Origin of the sequence: Parasphingorhabdus sp., from assembly GCF_039982415.1 — a bacterium.
Taxonomy (GTDB): domain Bacteria; phylum Pseudomonadota; class Alphaproteobacteria; order Sphingomonadales; family Sphingomonadaceae; genus Parasphingorhabdus.
The window spans coordinates 44917-60989 of record NZ_JBDWYL010000005.1; the positions used below are offsets into that span (position 1 = coordinate 44917).

Consider the following 16073-nt stretch of genomic DNA (forward strand, 5'->3'; position numbering starts at 1 on the left):
TCAATGTCAGAACGGAAGATATCGATCTATGCCCCGCACTTTCAAAGCGCTCTCATTTATACCCGCCATAGCCATGATTATGGCCGCAGCCAGCACCGGCGCTTTCGCTCAGACCGATACAGAACCGCAATCCCGGCCAGCCGAGCGCACTGCCGATGTCCGACTGAAGGTAAAAAAGGGCCAATATCTCTCTATCATCATGCCCGAAGCGAGGGCTGATCACGCCGCCCAAAGAGAGCGCCAATCTTACTACCGGAAAGCGCTGCCACTGGGACAGAAATTTGGCCTGAAGCGCGAGGCTCAACTGAAAGTGGACACGGCCGTCATCAGTGATTTCGAGCCGACGGGTTTAATCTTTTTTTCCTATCCCGATGCAGCATCGGAAATGAAATTGACCGGTCACCAAAGCTGGCCAACGATCAAAGCCCAGCGACCCAAAGCCTGGCATGAATTGCGCATATATAGCGCTGCGGTGGAAAATGATCTCAATTTGCTCTTTGATCCAGCAAAATTTTATACATTGGTGGTGGCTTGGACCAATCCAGAAAAACCAGATGATTATCAAAATTATCTATCCGGTATCGAAACGGCGGTACACGCAGCGGGTGGTGAATTCATATTCAAAATGCACAATCCCAAAATGGAAGCCCATGCCACTGCATTAAAGGCGCCCAACCAATTGACCTTTGTCGAATGGGAAACTGCTGATGGTTTTGAACAGGTTCAAAAAACAGCCGCCTATAAAGCCAGCGCGCCCTATATTCGCTCGGGCGCCCGAAAAATAGAATTTTATCGTATGTCGGTAAACGGAAAGGCACAACCGCCCAAAGACTAGACGATAATATAATATCGGGCTTTTGATCACTCGAGCCAATTAAAGACAAATTGCTTTTTTCATGGCGTTGAAACTTCTGGCTATTCGGTAGATAGAAGATGCATGTCTTATCCGCATGACATCTCCGCACTGCCTCCAGGAAAATCGATAATCGTCTTTGATGCTGTGTGTATTTTATGTTCAGCAAATGCGCAGTTCATCTTGAAACATGATCAACGACAGCAATTTTTACTGGCACCGATGCAAGGAAAATATGGCAGCAGGTTATATCGGAAATATGGAATTGATCCATCCGAACCCGAAACTCTCATCGTCGTTCAAAATGGGCAACTATTACGCAATAGTGATGCCATTTTGGCCATATATGACGGCCTCGGTTGGCCTTGGAAAATTGCCAATATGGCCCTTATAATTCCCGCATTCCTGCGAGATCGCCTGTATCTGTTTGTTGCGCGCAACCGTTATCGGATATTTGGCAAACGGGAGACATGCTGGGTACCCCAAGCTGCAGATAAAGACCGGATCCTGTGAAAACCATTTTGCTTTTCGGAGGCTATGGTGGCTTTGGTGGGCGTCTATCCGCCGAGCTAGCGCGGCGCGATTACAAAATTTTAGTGGCAGGGAGGAATATACAAAAAGCAGAACAATTCTGTGAAAAATGCGAAAATTGCGTGCCGGTGGCAGCAGATCGTACGGGCGATATAAGCTCTGTTTTGGAATGCTATCAACCGGATTTGATCATTGATGCTGCGGGGCCATTTCAAAACTCCAGCGATAATTTGGTTCAACAATCTATCGCAGCAAAAACGGCTTATCTCGACCTAGCAGACAGCCGCGCATTTGTGTGTTCAATCAATCGCCATAGTGAAGCAGCTATATCTGCGGGTATCCCTATCATCAGCGGTGCTTCCAGTGTTCCCGCTCTGTCTGGAGCGGTGGTTCGTCATTTGGTTTCACCCGACCTCAAACCCGAAACCATAGACATGGCTATTAGCGCCTCGAATAGAGCGACAGCAGGACGGTCGGTAACGGAAGCAATCCTCAACTATGTGGGTCAACCGATCCAATTAATGCGTGGGGGTAGGTGGCAAATTTTTTACGGCTGGCAAGATTTTTGCAAAATCAAGTTTGATTTGTCTAACGGTTGGAGCGCTGGGAAACGGTCGGTGGGCCTTGCGGATGTACCCGATCTTACGCTGCTAGTGAAAGCATTTCATCCTCCACCTGCGGTAACCTTTCGGGCGGGGACAGAGTTAGACTTTCAAAATCGGAGCCTGTGGATCGCGAGCTGGCTCATTCGTTGGAAGTGGATCAAATCCTTAACGCCCTTATCTGTACTATTGCTCAAAATTCAAAATTTAACCCGCGCATGGGGCTCTGACATTTCAGCCATGAAGGTAGAAATTTATGGACAAGAAAATGACAAAGCCTGCCAGAAAATTTGGACCTTGATCGCACGCAATGGCGACGGCCCTTTCATTCCAACTTTTGCGGCTGTGTTATTGTCTGAGAAAATCTTGAACAATCAGATGAGCGCCGGCGCCTATGACGCGGGCAATTTGCTAAACTTGGAAGAATTTCAGCCGCTATTCGATCGCTGCGCCATAGACCATGAAACGCGCACGATCCTCCGCGATCCATCACTCTATCGCCGGGTTATTGGTCCCGATTATGATCACTTACCGCGCCGCTTACAAAATTTGCACAACAGTGTCAGAGATGCCGGGTTTGAAGGGGAAGCCAGAGTGGAAACCGGCTCCAATATTGTCGCAAAAATTGCCGCCAGACTTTTCGGTTTTCCGCCTAAGGGCACCCATGACTTGCATGTCCATATTCAGGTCGATGATCGCGGTGAAAATTGGACACGGTCTTTTTCGGGGAGAAAATTTTCTAGTCGCTTAGAACGATCAGGGCAATTTCTAACGGAAAGATTTGGTCCTTTTCGCTTTTACTTTACTTTGCCGGTGACCTCGGATGGTTTGAAGATGCAGCTCAAAGGCTGGACATTCTGGCGCATTCCCTTGCCCCTATTCCTTGCCCCCCAATCGACGGCAAGCGAATGGGAAGAAGCAGGGATTTTCAATTTTGACGTCCCTATAACATTACCGCTATTCGGGTTGATGGTGCATTATCGCGGCTGGTTGAAGCCGGTCAAATAGCGATTGCGTTACGGGTTTTAGCCCGGACAATCCCCTTGCCGATCCGCACCAATTTTCATGGCCAGCTTGGCAGTCTCACCGGAATTTGGCTCTTTAATATCAAAGGACATCTCGCTTTCATATCCTTGGCTATTGGCCTGTCCGGTCATCTCGATGCCAATATCGCCTTTGCCAGTTCCGGTGCAGGTCATTTCCAAATCAATTGTGGTGGCCGACCCGTCGTCTTTTGACGTTTCACATTGACCGCCCAAAGCCCCTGACATTTGTTTGGCCGCTTCTTTCCATTGCGCGCCATTATCATTGCCCTGCATACAAAATAAACCGCCCGTACCACCGCCGGCAGCACGCTCCATTTGCGCGATCGTGCGTTTTTTAACGTCTTCGGTCATGCCAGGAAAATCGAGTGTGGTGATTTTGACCGTTTGCTTATATTGTCCAGCAATCGGGCTGCCATCTCCACTATCGCTGCAAGCAGCGAGCATCAGCGGGGCAGACAGCAAGGGTAAAATAAATTTATTGGTCATTGCAAAATGGCTTTCTTGATTATGTGCCACTGTTTGTATCGGCCAACCAACAAATTGGGAAGCCCTGTAAGGCAAATCTTACTCGGTCACGCTGGTTACCAATTGTCCGAGATATTTTTTAGCCACTGTCGCGGACCGGCTTTCCGGATCGAGACTAATCGCTTTTTCCCAATTTATTTTGGCTTGCTCGGTATCCCCGCCTTCATAAGCAATATTCCCGGTTTCCAGAGCCACGGCAGGATCGCGCTGCGCCAATCTAGCGGCCACTTGAATATCTGCTAAGGCTAATGGCAAATCGCCCATGCGCCGCGCCAATGTGGCAGATAAGAGCCAACCCAATGGATCTTGCGGTGCCAATTTATGGACCATAGCAAATTCCTTTGTGGCGGCTGCATAATCATTAAGAGCGACATGCGCGCGGGCGCGATCGAGATGAACCTCCCCTTTTTCCAATCCAATCAAGCTGCCTTGCACCAATGCAGCGTTGAGATATTCCAACGCCTTGTCCGGTTGGTTGCCGGCCAAAGCTGCATTGCCAGCTTGCGCCCAAAAATTGGCGACACGAGGATATTTTGCCACTTCGGCTTCGGAGGCCGCCTGAGCAAAACTTTTGGTTGCGGCGCCCCAATTAAATTGTTCGGCATAAGCAAAGCCGAGACAGTGACGCGCCAAGAAGCCACCGCCTTCGATCCGCCATTTATTCGCTTCGACCACGCCGCTTGCCGGATCATCCACCGCCAAATCGACACATTCATTAAACCGCACTTCTGACATTGTCATCGGCGCAGAGGGATTGATAATGTCCGGAACCGGAGAACCAAAAGGCGTTGCGGATTGCAGGAGGACAAAAATCATAGGTGAGAGCATTACTAAACTCCGCCCCGTAACCATTGCAGGGTCTGTTGATTGAACCGTTGAACAGGATGCAAAAACTGCGGCCTGCACATGGCATTAATTTATCTGAGCCGTGAGATCACATCGATCAGCAAGGCAATATCTTGATCGCGCGACAACCGGTGATCGCCGTCTTTTATCAAATGGACCTGCACATCGGATGAACGTGTTTTTTTGGCAATTTCCAATGCATAGGCCCAGGGAACATCCGCGTCATTCTGACCGTGGAGCAAACGCATCGCCCCGTCGAAGGCAATCTCTTTGTGGAGCAACCGATTGGCTTCCCCGGACTGCCAAAATTTATTGGTGGTGACATAAGGATCATCACTATAATCGCTATGCTCCTCCAGCTTGCCTTCCCGCAATATTGTCATTTTCTGTTCTTGCGAAAAACCCCAATCGGTAAAATCCGGTGCTGCGGCAACGCCAACTATCGCTTTCACGCGCATCGGTCTCGCGAGGGCTACTAACAGCATCAGCCATCCTCCCATGGAGGAGCCAATCAAGGAAATTGATCCTGTCGTCACTTTCTCAATGAGGAACAGGACATCATCGCGCCAGTCGATCAAAGTTTGCTCTTCAAATTCGCCACCACTAGCGCCGCAGCCGGCATAGTCCAGACGCAGCATAGCCCGGCCTTGTGCCTCCGCCCACGCATCGAGCGCTATGGCTTTGCCGCCCTCCATATCGGACATGTAACCCGGCAAAAAAACCAAAGTGGTGCCCTTCACGCCTGCTTTTGCTGGCCGATAGCAATATGCCAAATCGGCTCCACCGGGGCGCTGCAGATAATGAATATCTTCTTCCATGACCGTCTTCCGTTGAGAATTTTGTCCTGCCTACGCAGAGAGGACAAGCCAATCAACTCAAACGTGCGGTGAACCAAAATAGACGATGCCCAGGCAAAGAAAGGCAATTATCAACATGCCAATACCGCTGAGCATAGGTTGTTTCATTTTTGGCAAGGCCGCCATCAACTCTGTCGGGGGGTCACCATGGAAACCCAATTCCCAATGGGGTCGTTCCTTGATACCATCTTCCAGCCCGAAAATATGAGAACCAGCAGACATTCCGCGATAAACCAGATCACCAAAATAATAGGCTTCGCTGCGCCATTGATTTTCGAAAAACAAAAAAGTTTTGCCGATTGTCTCAATTCGCACTGTGCGCTTGCGCGCGCCTTTGGCATCGCGGTGCCAGATAGATTGGTTATTGCTCATAACCGGCAAAATATAACCGATCGTGGTTTATATTTGATTACCAGCCCAGCCACATAATAATTAGTCGACGCTGAAAATATCTTCTATCGCCATGCCAAATAGCGCTGCAATTTTGAACGCGAGCGGCAAGGATGGATCATATTTTCCCGTTTCCACGGCATTGACGCTTTGCCGCGAAACATTCAACTGGTCGGCCAGATCGGCCTGCGACCAATCGCGTTCCGCACGCAAAACTTTCAACCTGTTCTTCACGCTCGCCACCTCACAATGCCGCCGGCAATTCCAAATGAAGCCAGCCAGATAGCACCGAACCATTGAGGTCCTTCGATAATCAATCCATAGACATTTAGAAACTGCCAAATGGTTGCCGCACATAAAGTGATCGCAGTGGCTAACATAATCTGTTTGGCGACCAAAAAACGCTGATATTCATCTTCCATTTCAACCAGCAGACGGAACACAGTCCAGAAAACCGCGCACATCGGCAAGGCGGTCAGGATCGCGAGACCATAGATGACAGCTCCTTCCGGAGGGCTGGCAGAATTTTTGAGAGACAAACCCCAAATCAGTATAGCCATATAAGCGGTCATGAATATGCCCATGCGCCAGAAATAACGCTTCATCGACGGCGGAATTTTTGATTTTGGTATCAATCCCGGTTGACCATGCTCAGGTTGCTTGCTGGCGTTGCTCATGTGTTCAGCCCCCTTATCCGATAAAAGAAATAGCCCAGACTCCAACTTGCCAGCATAACCGCGATAATATCGTCACCCATCAACGGTCCATAAAATAGGTCCCAAGTCAGATTGACAAATAATGTGGAAACTATTCCGACGATTGCGCCGTTGATCATCAGCTGGAAGAAATAGTCCTCCACCTTCCGTCGATCCATGGCAGCCGCGAAAGTGGCAATGAAAGCGATCACTGATGTCAGTCCGGAAATGGCTAAGATTTTGATCAACGGATCCACCGCTATAACTGGCTCAGGGTTCAGATTCTCGGCGATCAGCATGATAACACTGACGGGCAAGAGAAAAGCAAAGACCCAATCCGGCTTCAACATATGGTAGATGCGTTGCCGAAAACTTCTGGGGGATTGTTCACTCACCGGAACATCGCCATGAACAATATCGCAAGGCTGGCCCACATAGCGACATCAGCATTTTGCGCGATCGAGCAGCGGCCAATTTTTTTCATTCTCATCAAGAATCTCCTTCAAGTTAAGTTGACAAAATGTCATGTTACCTTGACTTTATGACGAGGATAAAAACAAATGTCAAGCTTCCTTTACTTTAAGTCCATAGAACTTTCCGCCCCTGGGAAAGCCTTCTGTGCTCGCGGCGGTTGACTTGATGCTACCATGGACTAAGGCAATAAAAATCCATGGGTCGCCGTTTTCTGGCGTTCTTGGTGAGAACTGTGTGAACTTTAAAGATTGAAACCCGATGACCGACATGATCAAAATCACCCTTCCCGACGGCAGCGCGCGTGAAGTGGAATCGGGCACAACTCCCGCACAGATCGCGGCAGATATTGGACCCGGTCTTGCCAAAGCGGCGCTGGCGGCCCGCATTGACGGCGAAGTGCGCGACATAATGCGTCCATTGGAAGTGGACACCGAGTTGGCGCTCATCACGGCCCGTGACGAAGAAGAAGCGCTAGAATTGGCGCGCCATGATTTTGCTCATGTGCTCGCTGAAGCGGTTCAAAATCTGTTTCCTGGCACGCAAATCACCTTCGGCCCTTCCACCGACGATGGATTTTATTATGATTTCGCTCCTGCAGGAGACCCGTTTACGGATGATGACCTTCCCAAAATCGAGGAAGAAATGCGGCGGATCATCAAAGCGGACAAACCGTTGCGCCGGGAAGTCTGGGATCGCAATGATCTGATTGCCCAATGGGAAAAAGATGGCGAAAAGTTCAAAGCGGAATGGGCAGCAGAATTGCCCGAAGGCGAAGAGCTTAGCGTCTATTGGTCCGGTGATGACTGGATGGACATGTGCCGCGGTCCCCATCTGCCGTCGACCGGCAAGCTTGATCCGCAAGCCTTTCAATTGACCCGGGTTTCCGGCGCTTATTGGCGCGGTGATCAGCGCAATCCGCAATTGTCACGCATTTACGGCACCGGCTGGCTCAACAAGAAACAACTGAAAGCCCATCTGGTGCGGCTGGAAGAAGCGGCCAAGCGTGATCATCGCAAACTGGGTCAGGAAATGGATCTTTTCCACATTCAGTCCGAAGCCATGGGCAGTATATTTTGGCACGCGAAAGGCTTTGTGATTTGGCGGGAGCTAGAAGCCTATATGCGCCGAGCGATAGATGAAGCGGGCTATGATGAAATAAAAACACCGCAAATCATGGACGCCAAACAATGGGAACAATCCGGTCACTGGGGTAAATATCGCGAAAATATGTTCGTCGTCCCCGACGAAGTACCCAATACACAAGATGATGCGCCCGTCATCTCATCTAATGCAGATATGATGGCCATTAAGCCTATGAATTGCCCAGCCCATGTTTTGGTTTTCCGGCAAGGCATTAAAAGTTATCGCGATTTGCCTTTGCGCCTATTTGAACATGGCTGTTGTCACCGGAACGAACCCCATGGTGCGCTGCATGGCTTAATGCGCGTGCGGCAGTTTACCCAGGACGATGCCCATATATTTTGCCGGGAAGATCAGATTGTTGAAGAGGTTCGCGCCTTTTGTGCCCTCGCCGACCGGATTTACAAAGATATGGGTTTTGGCGGCTATTCGATCAAATTGGCGCTGCGGCCTGAGCAGAGATTTGGTTCTGATGCAGACTGGGACAAAGCCGAAGGGGAATTGCGCCAAGCGGTTATTGATGCGGGCATGGCCACCGAAGAATATGGCTGGGAAGAACTGCCCGGAGAGGGCGCTTTTTATGCGCCTAAGCTCGAATGGCATCTGACCGACGCCATCGGCCGGACCTGGCAGGTGGGCACGATTCAATCCGACCGTGTGCTGCCGGAACGTCTTGATGCCAGCTATATCGCAGAAGATGGCGCGCGCCATCGCCCAGTGATGCTGCACCGAGCCATTTTCGGATCCTATGAACGCTTCATAGGCATCTTGATTGAACATTTTGCCGGTAAAATGCCACTTTGGCTGGCTCCGACGCAAGCTGTGGTCGCCACAATCGTAACCGACGCCAATGACTATGCGCAGCAAATTACCGAGAAGCTGCGGGCCGCTGGTCTACGCGTCGAGGCCGATTTACGTAACGAGAAAATCAACTATAAAGTGCGTGAACATAGTGTTGGCAAGATACCCAATATCTTGGTCGTCGGGATGCGTGAGGCCGAAGAAGGCAAGGTTGCTCTGCGCAAATTGGGGCAGAAAGAACAGATGATATTAAGCATCGAGGACGCCATTGCCATGCTAACGGAAGAAGCATTGGCGCCGGACTTGAAGGGAGAGATAGAATGATGAGAAGAAATTTTGCCCTCATGGTAACTGGCGCGCTGGTGCTGACCTCCTGCAAACCGGTTGACGAAGATGGAGGCAGCGTGGAAACTGCTGCCATGACAATGGATCATAAAATGGCAGACAAACCGGAATCCGGCAAAGGCAATGCTGCGGTTCAAGCCTATATTCGCGCCAATGCCAAAATGCATGCAGATATGGGCAAAACCATCGACCCCGATCCGGATATCGCCTTCATGCAAGGTATGATTCCGCATCATCAAGGCGCAGTCGAAATGGCTGAAATTGTCCTCGAATATGGGAGCGATCCCGAAACGCGAGCGCTTGCGGAGCAAATAATCGAAAGCCAGCGCAAAGAAATCGATCAGATGCAAGCCTGGATGGAAAAGCGCGAAGCGCTGCCGGCAAACCAATCGCTATTGCCAAAGTCCCTGGAGAATACACCCAAAGTGGCCGATATTCCGCAAGTCACGCCCGCCGACCCAGAATAATCAACCGGCCATTGATCCGAGGCTTTGCAGACACTAACTATAGATAACAATTTGCGGCTTCAGCAATTTCTCGCTATTGCCCGCTTCACTACAACGATTAGGAGTATTTAACATAGCTGCACCACCACGCCGTCCCACACCGCCCGTCAAAGGCGGTCCGCGTTTCAACAATTTGATCATCTCCGACACGGTTCGGGTGATTGACGACCGGGGAGAGAACCTTGGTGTCATGAATACCGGCGAAGCCATAGAGCGTGCCAAAGATGTCGGTCTCGATCTTGTTGAAGTCTCTCCGAACGCTTCACCGCCCGTCGCAAAATTTCTCGATGTTGGTAAGTTTAAATATGAAGCCCAGAAAAAGGCTAATGCCGCTCGGAAAACCCAAAAGGTGCAGGACGTCAAAGAAATCAAGATGCGTCCGAATATTGACGATCATGACTATCAAGTGAAGATGCGCAACGTGAATAAATTTATCGACAATGGGGACAAGGTCAAAGTGACCTTGCGCTTCCGCGGTCGCGAAATGTCACACCAGCAGCTTGGTATGCAGCTTCTCCAACGGGTCCAGGAAGACACCAAAGAAACTGCCAAGGTGGAAGCCTATCCGAAGTTGGAAGGCCGTCAAATGTTGATGGTATTGTGTCCCAAATAAGCCATAATATTGGGTTGCATAGCGACCCAGTTTAACGCGCCTAGCGGTTCAGAAACATTGCTATTGAGGATGCGTGCGCGCAACCCAGAGAAATGCGACACCAACCGCAATCGCAGCCAATGCAACAATAATTTCGAATTCTTGACTTACCATTTGCGCTCATGCCCTTCGCTGCCGTTTATGGCAGCATCGGACTAACAGCGGGTTAAGCATGGCCCAACTTTTTGCGCGACTTTTCCAGTCAGAGATTAACTAACTGGTTTCGAACGATATTGCTTAGGAAAATGACGCTTCAAATTGGCGACTTTTGGCTTGTCCCATCGCACAATATATCCTTGGCGCGGATTTTTCTGCATGAAATCCTGATGATATCGTTCCGCTGGATGAAAGGCCTGGTAAGGCTCAATTTTCGTCACAATCGGCCGCTTCCAATATTTGCCCCGGTTTAACTGAGCAATATAGGCACGGGCCGCTTTGGCTTGCACATTATTGGTTGGAATTAAGGCACTACGATAATGTTTGCCGCGATCCGGACCTTGCGCATTCAGCGTGGTGGGGTCGGCGACTACCGAGAAAAAGACTTGCATCAGCTTGCCATAGCTAACCACACTGGGGTCATATACAACGCGCACAACTTCTGCGTGATTGGTTAACCCCGCGCTGACGAGCTTATAAGACGCGCTGCGCTTGCTTCCGCCATGGTAGCCTGAAACGGCGCTGATCACACCTTTGGTATGTTCAAATACACCTTCCACTCCCCAGAAACATCCGCCGGCAAAAATGGTAACGGCCCGTTTTCCTTTTTCAGCGCTATTGACGCGAGGGGCTGGAATAATCGTCGCTTTTTCGGCGGCATGCGCCTCGCTGGTGAACAAGCTGGGGCTTTGCTGTTTCAATGGCGAGGGCGCACCGACGCCAGACCATATCGCACTTGCCGCGGCAAAACTCATGCCTGCTATTGCTAGTTTAGGAAGGAATCTACTCATATCAAACGCCTCGTCTCGACCCGAAATTTCAGCTTAGCACTTGCTTTACTTCTGTCACGGTCGATGACAAATTCTGGCTAAACTCTTGCTGATCTTCGCTCGGCTGCATGAAAAACAAAGCGAGCGCACCCAAAAGGAAACCGCCGCTCAGGCTATAAGTCAGGTCTGATTTCAAAAAACTCGGCATGTCATTATCCTTGTGGTTACCTCAATATTCGAAGCGACCCCCGATTTGGTTACACAGATAATATAGAAATGCTGACCGCGTTGTGAACAGTATCACAGGACGACATTCAGTTTCAGCCTGTGAAGAGAAACTTTAGAGTTTCCGCCACAAGGCGTTGTGCTTGCCTATCGCCTTGGCGGTTGCTCGACAAGATCGAGTCCGAAACCAACGGCCAAATTGCGCGATAAAACTAAGTCAGTGCGGCACAAGCGCGCTGTATTCGGGTACAGGCTTCGCGCAAAATATCTTCCGAAGTGGCATAGCTTATCCGAAAGGCCGGGGAGAGTCCAAAGGCTGCCCCATGCACGGCTGCGACTTGGGCTTCATCCAGAAAATATCCGATCAGATCCTGGTCATTCTCGATAATTTTGCCTTTAGGCGTCTTTTTGCCCATGAGTTCACTGGCATCAGGATAGACATAAAAGGCGCCTTCCGGAGTTGGACAATGCAGGCCCGGCGTATCGTTCATCATCGATACCACCAAATCTCGACGTTTTTGGAAAGCGGCGTTACGTTCCGCCAGAAACTCTTGTGGACCATTGAGCGCGGCCACTGCTGCTGCTTGCGAAATCGAACTGGGATTGGATGTTGATTGCGATTGCAATTTGCGCATCGCTCCGATCAGCCATTCCGGGCCACCTGCAAAACCAATCCGCCAACCGGTCATCGCATAAGCTTTGGAACAACCGCTAACGGTTAAGGTGCGATCATAGAGATCCGGACATATTTGGGCGATTGTTGTGAACGGAAAATCCGCATACCAAATATGTTCATACATATCATCGGTCATCACCATCACCTGGGGATATTTGCTCAATATCGCGCCCAATGATTTCAGGGCATCACCGCTATAGGCTGCGCCGGTTGGATTAGATGGAGAGTTCAGGATCAGCCATTTGGTTTTTGGCGTGATCGCCGCTTCTAACTGTTCCGGTGTGATTTTGTAATTTTGATCCGCGCCGGCTTCGATAATGACTGGCGTTCCGCCAGCAAAATTGACCATATCAGGATAGCTGACCCAATAAGGTGCGGGAATAATCACTTCGTCACCCGGATCCAATGTGGCGACCAGAGCGTTGAACAAGGTATGTTTGCCGCCGCCATTTACCGAAATTTGCGCAGGCGTATAGCTGAGCTGATTATCGCGCAGAAACTTAGCCGCAACCGCTTCTTTCAAAGCCGTTGTGCCATCAACCGTTGTATAATTTGTATCGCCGTCCCGAATGGCCGCAATCGCGGCTTCCTTGACAAAATCAGGCGTATCAAAATCGGGTTCACCGGCCGACAGACCGATAATATCGATACCTTGTGCCTTTAACTCGGTTACGCGTCCGGACATGGCCATGGTAGCGGAGGGTTGAATACGACCTAATGCTTTAGAAAGTTGGGGCATCTGAGAATCCTGTTTCAAGGAAATTACAGCCAGCGCATAATAGTGTTAACCGAGCAGTGCAACCGGGTGATTTCCCCCAGAACGCTTTTTACAGAGAATCCAAGGCCTGACGCATATCTTCTATGATATCATCAATATGCTCAATGCCGACCGACACGCGCACGACATCAGGGCCGGCGCCGGCTGCAACCAATTCCTCGCCAGAAAGTTGACTATGGGTGGTGGAGGCTGGGTGGATGATCAGCGAACGAGTGTCGCCAATATTCGCAAGATGGCTGAACATCTTCACCGCTGACACCATTTTGGTTCCCGCTTCATATCCGTCTTTCAATCCAAAGGTGAAAACCGCACCGCCTCTGCCACCGAGATATTTCTGCGCCAATGCGTGATATTCACTGTCAGGCAAGCCCGCATAGGATACCCAGCTTACCTCGCCACGGCCTTGCAGCCATTGCGCCAAGGCCAGCGCATTATCGCAATGCCGCTCCATCCGCAGCGTGAGCGTTTCCATCCCGGTCAGGACCTGGAACGCGTTAAACGGCGCAAGTGCCGGCCCAAGGTCGCGCAAGGATAGCGCCCGCGCTGCCAAGATGAACGCAACCGGACCAAAGGCTTCGGTAAAAACCTTGCCATGATAGGAAGCATTGGGTTGATTCAGAAACGCGAATTTTTCGCTTTTTGTCCAGTCAAACTTGCCGCTGTCGACGATCAGACCCGCAATACTGTTCCCATGGCCGCCGAGAAATTTCGTACCGCTTTCCACCACAATATCAGCGCCATGTTCGATCGGACGGCACAGCGCCGGCGAAGCCATTGTATTGTCCACAATCAAAGGGATGCCCTCGGCATGGGCGATGTCGGCAATGCCGGCGATATCCTGCACCACACCGCCAGGATTGGCGAGGCTCTCGATAAATACACAGCGCGTCTCGTCGGTAATAGCGGCTTTGACCTCATCGAGAATATCGGCATCGACAAAAGTCACATTCCAACCGAATTTCTTGACGCTATGCGCCAGTTGGTTGAGCGAGCCGCCATAAAGTTTCTTGGCCGCAACAATATGGGCACCGGGATCCATAAGCACATGAAAGATCAACAATTGGGCGGCATGACCTGAGGCCACTGCAAGCGCCGCCTCGCCACCTTCCATTGCCGCGATCTTACCTTCCAGCGCACCATTGGTCGGATTCATGATCCGCGTATAAATATTACCCACCGCATCAAGATTGAAAAGATCAGCCGCATGATCGACATCATCGAACACATAGGACGCCGTCTGGTAAATTGGTGTGATCCGCGCATTGGTCGCAGGATCCGGTTCGGTGCCCGCATGAACGGCCATGGTTTCTAAGTGATCAGTCATGAGGCACTACCTTCCAGCATAAACTATTATGAATCCAATTTCGCTCTCAACAGGCCGCGCGAACTGTTTCCAACATAGAAACCGCCATTTAAATCTTCGGCCTGCAAATCCGCCTCCATCGCCTTACCGCTTTCCAGTAATTCGCGGCGCAAAACTCCAGGTAGCAGGCCTCGTGACAGCGGGGGCGTCAACAGCTTGCCATTCCGTTCAACAAATATATTCCAGATCGCGCCTTCGGTCAGATAGCCGCCGGCATCATAAAAAATCGGATGTGAAGCATTGTCAATGTCCGGCGCGGCATAGATGCTGCGATCACTTGTCTTGTGGTGCAAGCGGTAATCCTGCGCATTCGCCGTCATTGGCACGAGTTGAACTGGCACCGGCTCATCGAGCGGCTGTGGCAAGGGTTGCAATTCGATTGCGATGGCACCGGAACGCGATAACATCAATCGAACCTTGGCCGGCTTATCCTGATGAAATGTAATGGCCTGAATAGTATTGCGGGCGGCGTGCCGATCAAATTCAAATTCCAAAGCCGCGGCACTGGCTTTCATCCGTTCCAAGTGAAGTTCCAATCGGACAATTCCATGTTCAGGGTCAAAAGACATGGTTTCAATCAGGTCGATCGCCCCATGGTCATCAGAATCCTTTTTCACCCCATTGCGCACAACCGCAAATCTCCCTTTAGCGAGACATTCTCGCCATTCATCGCCCCCGACTGAGTCTGCCACTATGCCAGAGCCAAGGCCGATGGAAAGCGTTTCTTGATCAGCGCTGAGAAAGAATGTCCGAATGGCGACATTGAACGCAGCATCTCCATTGGCATCGATCCGGCCAATCGAGCCACAATAAATACCGCGCTGGCCGCTTTCTAACTCTTCAATTACCTCCATCGCCCGAATTTTTGGTGCACCGGTAATTGAGCCGCAGGGATAGATGGACCGAATGACATCAGCTGCCTTTTTGCCATCAGCCAGGGCGCCGGTAACTGTCGAAGTCATTTGATGGATTGTCGGATAGCTTTCAATGTGAAACAATTCCGGGACATCGACAGTACCTGGCCGCGCGATGCGCGAGAGATCATTGCGCAAGAGATCGACAATCATCAGATTTTCAGCCCGTTGCTTGGAATCCGTCTGGAGATTTCTTCGGACGATAGCATCACGCTTTTCATCGCGATCGCGAGCGGCTGTGCCTTTCATTGGCTTTGCAGTGACCCGGCCGTCTTTTAGTGCAAAAAACAATTCCGGAGAAAATGAAAGCATCCAGTTTTTGCCGTCAAACACGACGCCGCCATAGCCGGCCTTGGCGCGATCTCGCATTGCGGCGTAAAGCGCCAAAGGGTGACCGGCAAAGCGCGCATAAGCCCGAAAGGTCAAATTGGCCTGATAGATATCCCCGGCCAAAATATAGTTTTGCACCTCGGCAAATGCGCGATCATATTCCTCTCGCGTCACGCCAGGTTGCAAAGCACCCAACCAGCTTCCGGTGCGATCAGGCAGATGCTCAACCACTGCCTCGGGCGCCAGCACATTATAGTCTTCAAACAATCCGAACCATGCGAGCGGGCAAGCAAGCCGCTCTGGCAAATGCGGCTGCAATCGACTTTCCCAAGTCAGGCCGGCTTCATAACTCATATAGCCGGCAACATGCAGGCCGCGTTGCTCGGCCTGCGCAATTTTTTCCATGGCAATGTCGAGCGATTTAGAATCTTCGGCGACGATAATTTCTACCGGATTGCGATAGAGACGAGCCGGCACGGCATCGCCATCCGCTCTTGCATCATCGAGCAATATGAAAGGTTTATCATAAAATGCCATAAACCTCCCCTAATTGCTTTTTATGCCGTTCGTCCATAAGCATAAAGAAACTCAACGGGGA

The 16073-nt window shown here is 50.6% G+C and carries 18 protein-coding genes; 6 read left to right on the forward strand and 12 right to left on the reverse strand.

Annotation, left to right across the window (positions count from 1 at the left end; genetic code table 11):
• The first annotated feature begins 28 nt into the window (after positions 1-28).
• The 3 genes from ABJU74_RS05095 (at position 29) to ABJU74_RS05105 (ending at position 2994) form a co-directional block, all read left to right on the forward strand.
• A complete protein-coding gene (locus ABJU74_RS05095; protein WP_348383078.1) occupies positions 29-835 on the forward strand; it encodes a hypothetical protein in 807 nt (268 codons plus the stop codon).
• A gap of 102 nt (positions 836-937) precedes the next feature.
• A complete protein-coding gene (locus ABJU74_RS05100) occupies positions 938-1366 on the forward strand; it encodes a DCC1-like thiol-disulfide oxidoreductase family protein (RefSeq protein ID WP_348383079.1) in 429 nt (142 codons plus the stop codon).
• Complete coding sequence (locus tag ABJU74_RS05105; protein ID WP_348383080.1) at positions 1363-2994, forward strand: DUF4166 domain-containing protein; 1632 nt, start codon at positions 1363-1365, stop codon at positions 2992-2994. Before ABJU74_RS05100 ends, ABJU74_RS05105 begins: the two co-directional genes overlap by 4 nt.
• 17 nt (positions 2995-3011) lie before the next feature.
• On the opposite strand, the gene ABJU74_RS05110 is transcribed toward ABJU74_RS05105, so the two are convergent.
• The 7 genes from ABJU74_RS05110 to ABJU74_RS05140 form a co-directional block, all read right to left on the reverse strand.
• Positions 3012-3518 carry a DUF3617 family protein gene (locus ABJU74_RS05110; protein WP_348383081.1) on the reverse strand — a complete coding sequence of 169 codons (507 nt, stop codon included), beginning with the start codon at positions 3516-3518 and terminating at the stop codon, positions 3012-3014.
• A 78-nt stretch (positions 3519-3596) separates the two neighbouring features.
• Entirely contained in the window at positions 3597-4373 is a 777-nt protein-coding gene (locus tag ABJU74_RS05115) for a tetratricopeptide repeat protein (protein ID WP_348422662.1), read from the reverse strand.
• A 101-nt stretch (positions 4374-4474) separates the two neighbouring features.
• Entirely contained in the window at positions 4475-5221 is a 747-nt protein-coding gene (locus ABJU74_RS05120; protein ID WP_348383083.1) for an alpha/beta hydrolase, read from the reverse strand.
• A 57-nt stretch (positions 5222-5278) separates the two neighbouring features.
• Positions 5279-5632: a hypothetical protein gene (locus tag ABJU74_RS05125; protein WP_348383084.1), complete on the reverse strand. Its 354-nt coding sequence runs from the start codon at positions 5630-5632 to the stop codon at positions 5279-5281.
• Positions 5633-5692: 60 nt separating this feature from the next.
• Entirely contained in the window at positions 5693-5884 is a 192-nt protein-coding gene (locus tag ABJU74_RS05130; protein WP_348383085.1) for a helix-turn-helix transcriptional regulator, read from the reverse strand.
• The gene (locus ABJU74_RS05135) at positions 5881-6327 is read right to left on the reverse strand and encodes a hypothetical protein (RefSeq protein WP_348383086.1); all 447 of its coding nucleotides are present in this window, start codon (positions 6325-6327) and stop codon (positions 5881-5883) included. The genes ABJU74_RS05130 and ABJU74_RS05135 overlap by 4 nt, the downstream gene beginning before the upstream one ends.
• Complete coding sequence (locus ABJU74_RS05140) at positions 6324-6740, reverse strand: hypothetical protein (RefSeq protein ID WP_348383087.1); 417 nt, start codon at positions 6738-6740, stop codon at positions 6324-6326. The genes ABJU74_RS05135 and ABJU74_RS05140 overlap by 4 nt, the downstream gene beginning before the upstream one ends.
• Positions 6741-7077: 337 nt before the next feature.
• On the opposite strand from ABJU74_RS05140, the gene thrS reads away from it, so the two are divergent.
• From thrS to infC, 3 genes are all read left to right on the forward strand, one after another.
• Positions 7078-9084 carry a threonine--tRNA ligase gene (gene thrS / locus ABJU74_RS05145; protein WP_348383088.1) on the forward strand — a complete coding sequence of 669 codons (2007 nt, stop codon included), beginning with the start codon at positions 7078-7080 and terminating at the stop codon, positions 9082-9084.
• Positions 9081-9572: a DUF305 domain-containing protein gene (locus tag ABJU74_RS05150; RefSeq protein WP_348383089.1), complete on the forward strand. Its 492-nt coding sequence runs from the start codon at positions 9081-9083 to the stop codon at positions 9570-9572. The genes thrS and ABJU74_RS05150 overlap by 4 nt, the downstream gene beginning before the upstream one ends.
• A 112-nt stretch (positions 9573-9684) precedes the next feature.
• A complete protein-coding gene (gene infC / locus ABJU74_RS05155) occupies positions 9685-10224 on the forward strand; it encodes a translation initiation factor IF-3 (protein WP_348303387.1) in 540 nt (179 codons plus the stop codon).
• 248 nt (positions 10225-10472) lie between these two features.
• Here the strand turns inward: infC and msrA are convergent, their stop codons facing one another.
• The 5 genes from msrA to pabB form a co-directional block, all read right to left on the reverse strand.
• Positions 10473-11210: a peptide-methionine (S)-S-oxide reductase MsrA gene (gene msrA / locus ABJU74_RS05160; protein ID WP_348383090.1), complete on the reverse strand. Its 738-nt coding sequence runs from the start codon at positions 11208-11210 to the stop codon at positions 10473-10475.
• Between the two features lie 28 nt (positions 11211-11238).
• The gene (locus tag ABJU74_RS05165; RefSeq protein WP_348383091.1) at positions 11239-11397 is read right to left on the reverse strand and encodes a hypothetical protein; all 159 of its coding nucleotides are present in this window, start codon (positions 11395-11397) and stop codon (positions 11239-11241) included.
• A gap of 229 nt (positions 11398-11626) precedes the next feature.
• The gene (locus ABJU74_RS05170) at positions 11627-12829 is read right to left on the reverse strand and encodes a pyridoxal phosphate-dependent aminotransferase (protein WP_348383092.1); all 1203 of its coding nucleotides are present in this window, start codon (positions 12827-12829) and stop codon (positions 11627-11629) included.
• 88 nt (positions 12830-12917) lie between these two features.
• The gene (locus tag ABJU74_RS05175; RefSeq protein WP_348383093.1) at positions 12918-14192 is read right to left on the reverse strand and encodes an O-acetylhomoserine aminocarboxypropyltransferase; all 1275 of its coding nucleotides are present in this window, start codon (positions 14190-14192) and stop codon (positions 12918-12920) included.
• Positions 14193-14218: 26 nt separating this feature from the next.
• Positions 14219-16012 carry an aminodeoxychorismate synthase component I gene (gene pabB / locus ABJU74_RS05180; protein ID WP_348383094.1) on the reverse strand — a complete coding sequence of 598 codons (1794 nt, stop codon included), beginning with the start codon at positions 16010-16012 and terminating at the stop codon, positions 14219-14221.
• Between the last annotated feature and the right edge of the window lie 61 nt (positions 16013-16073).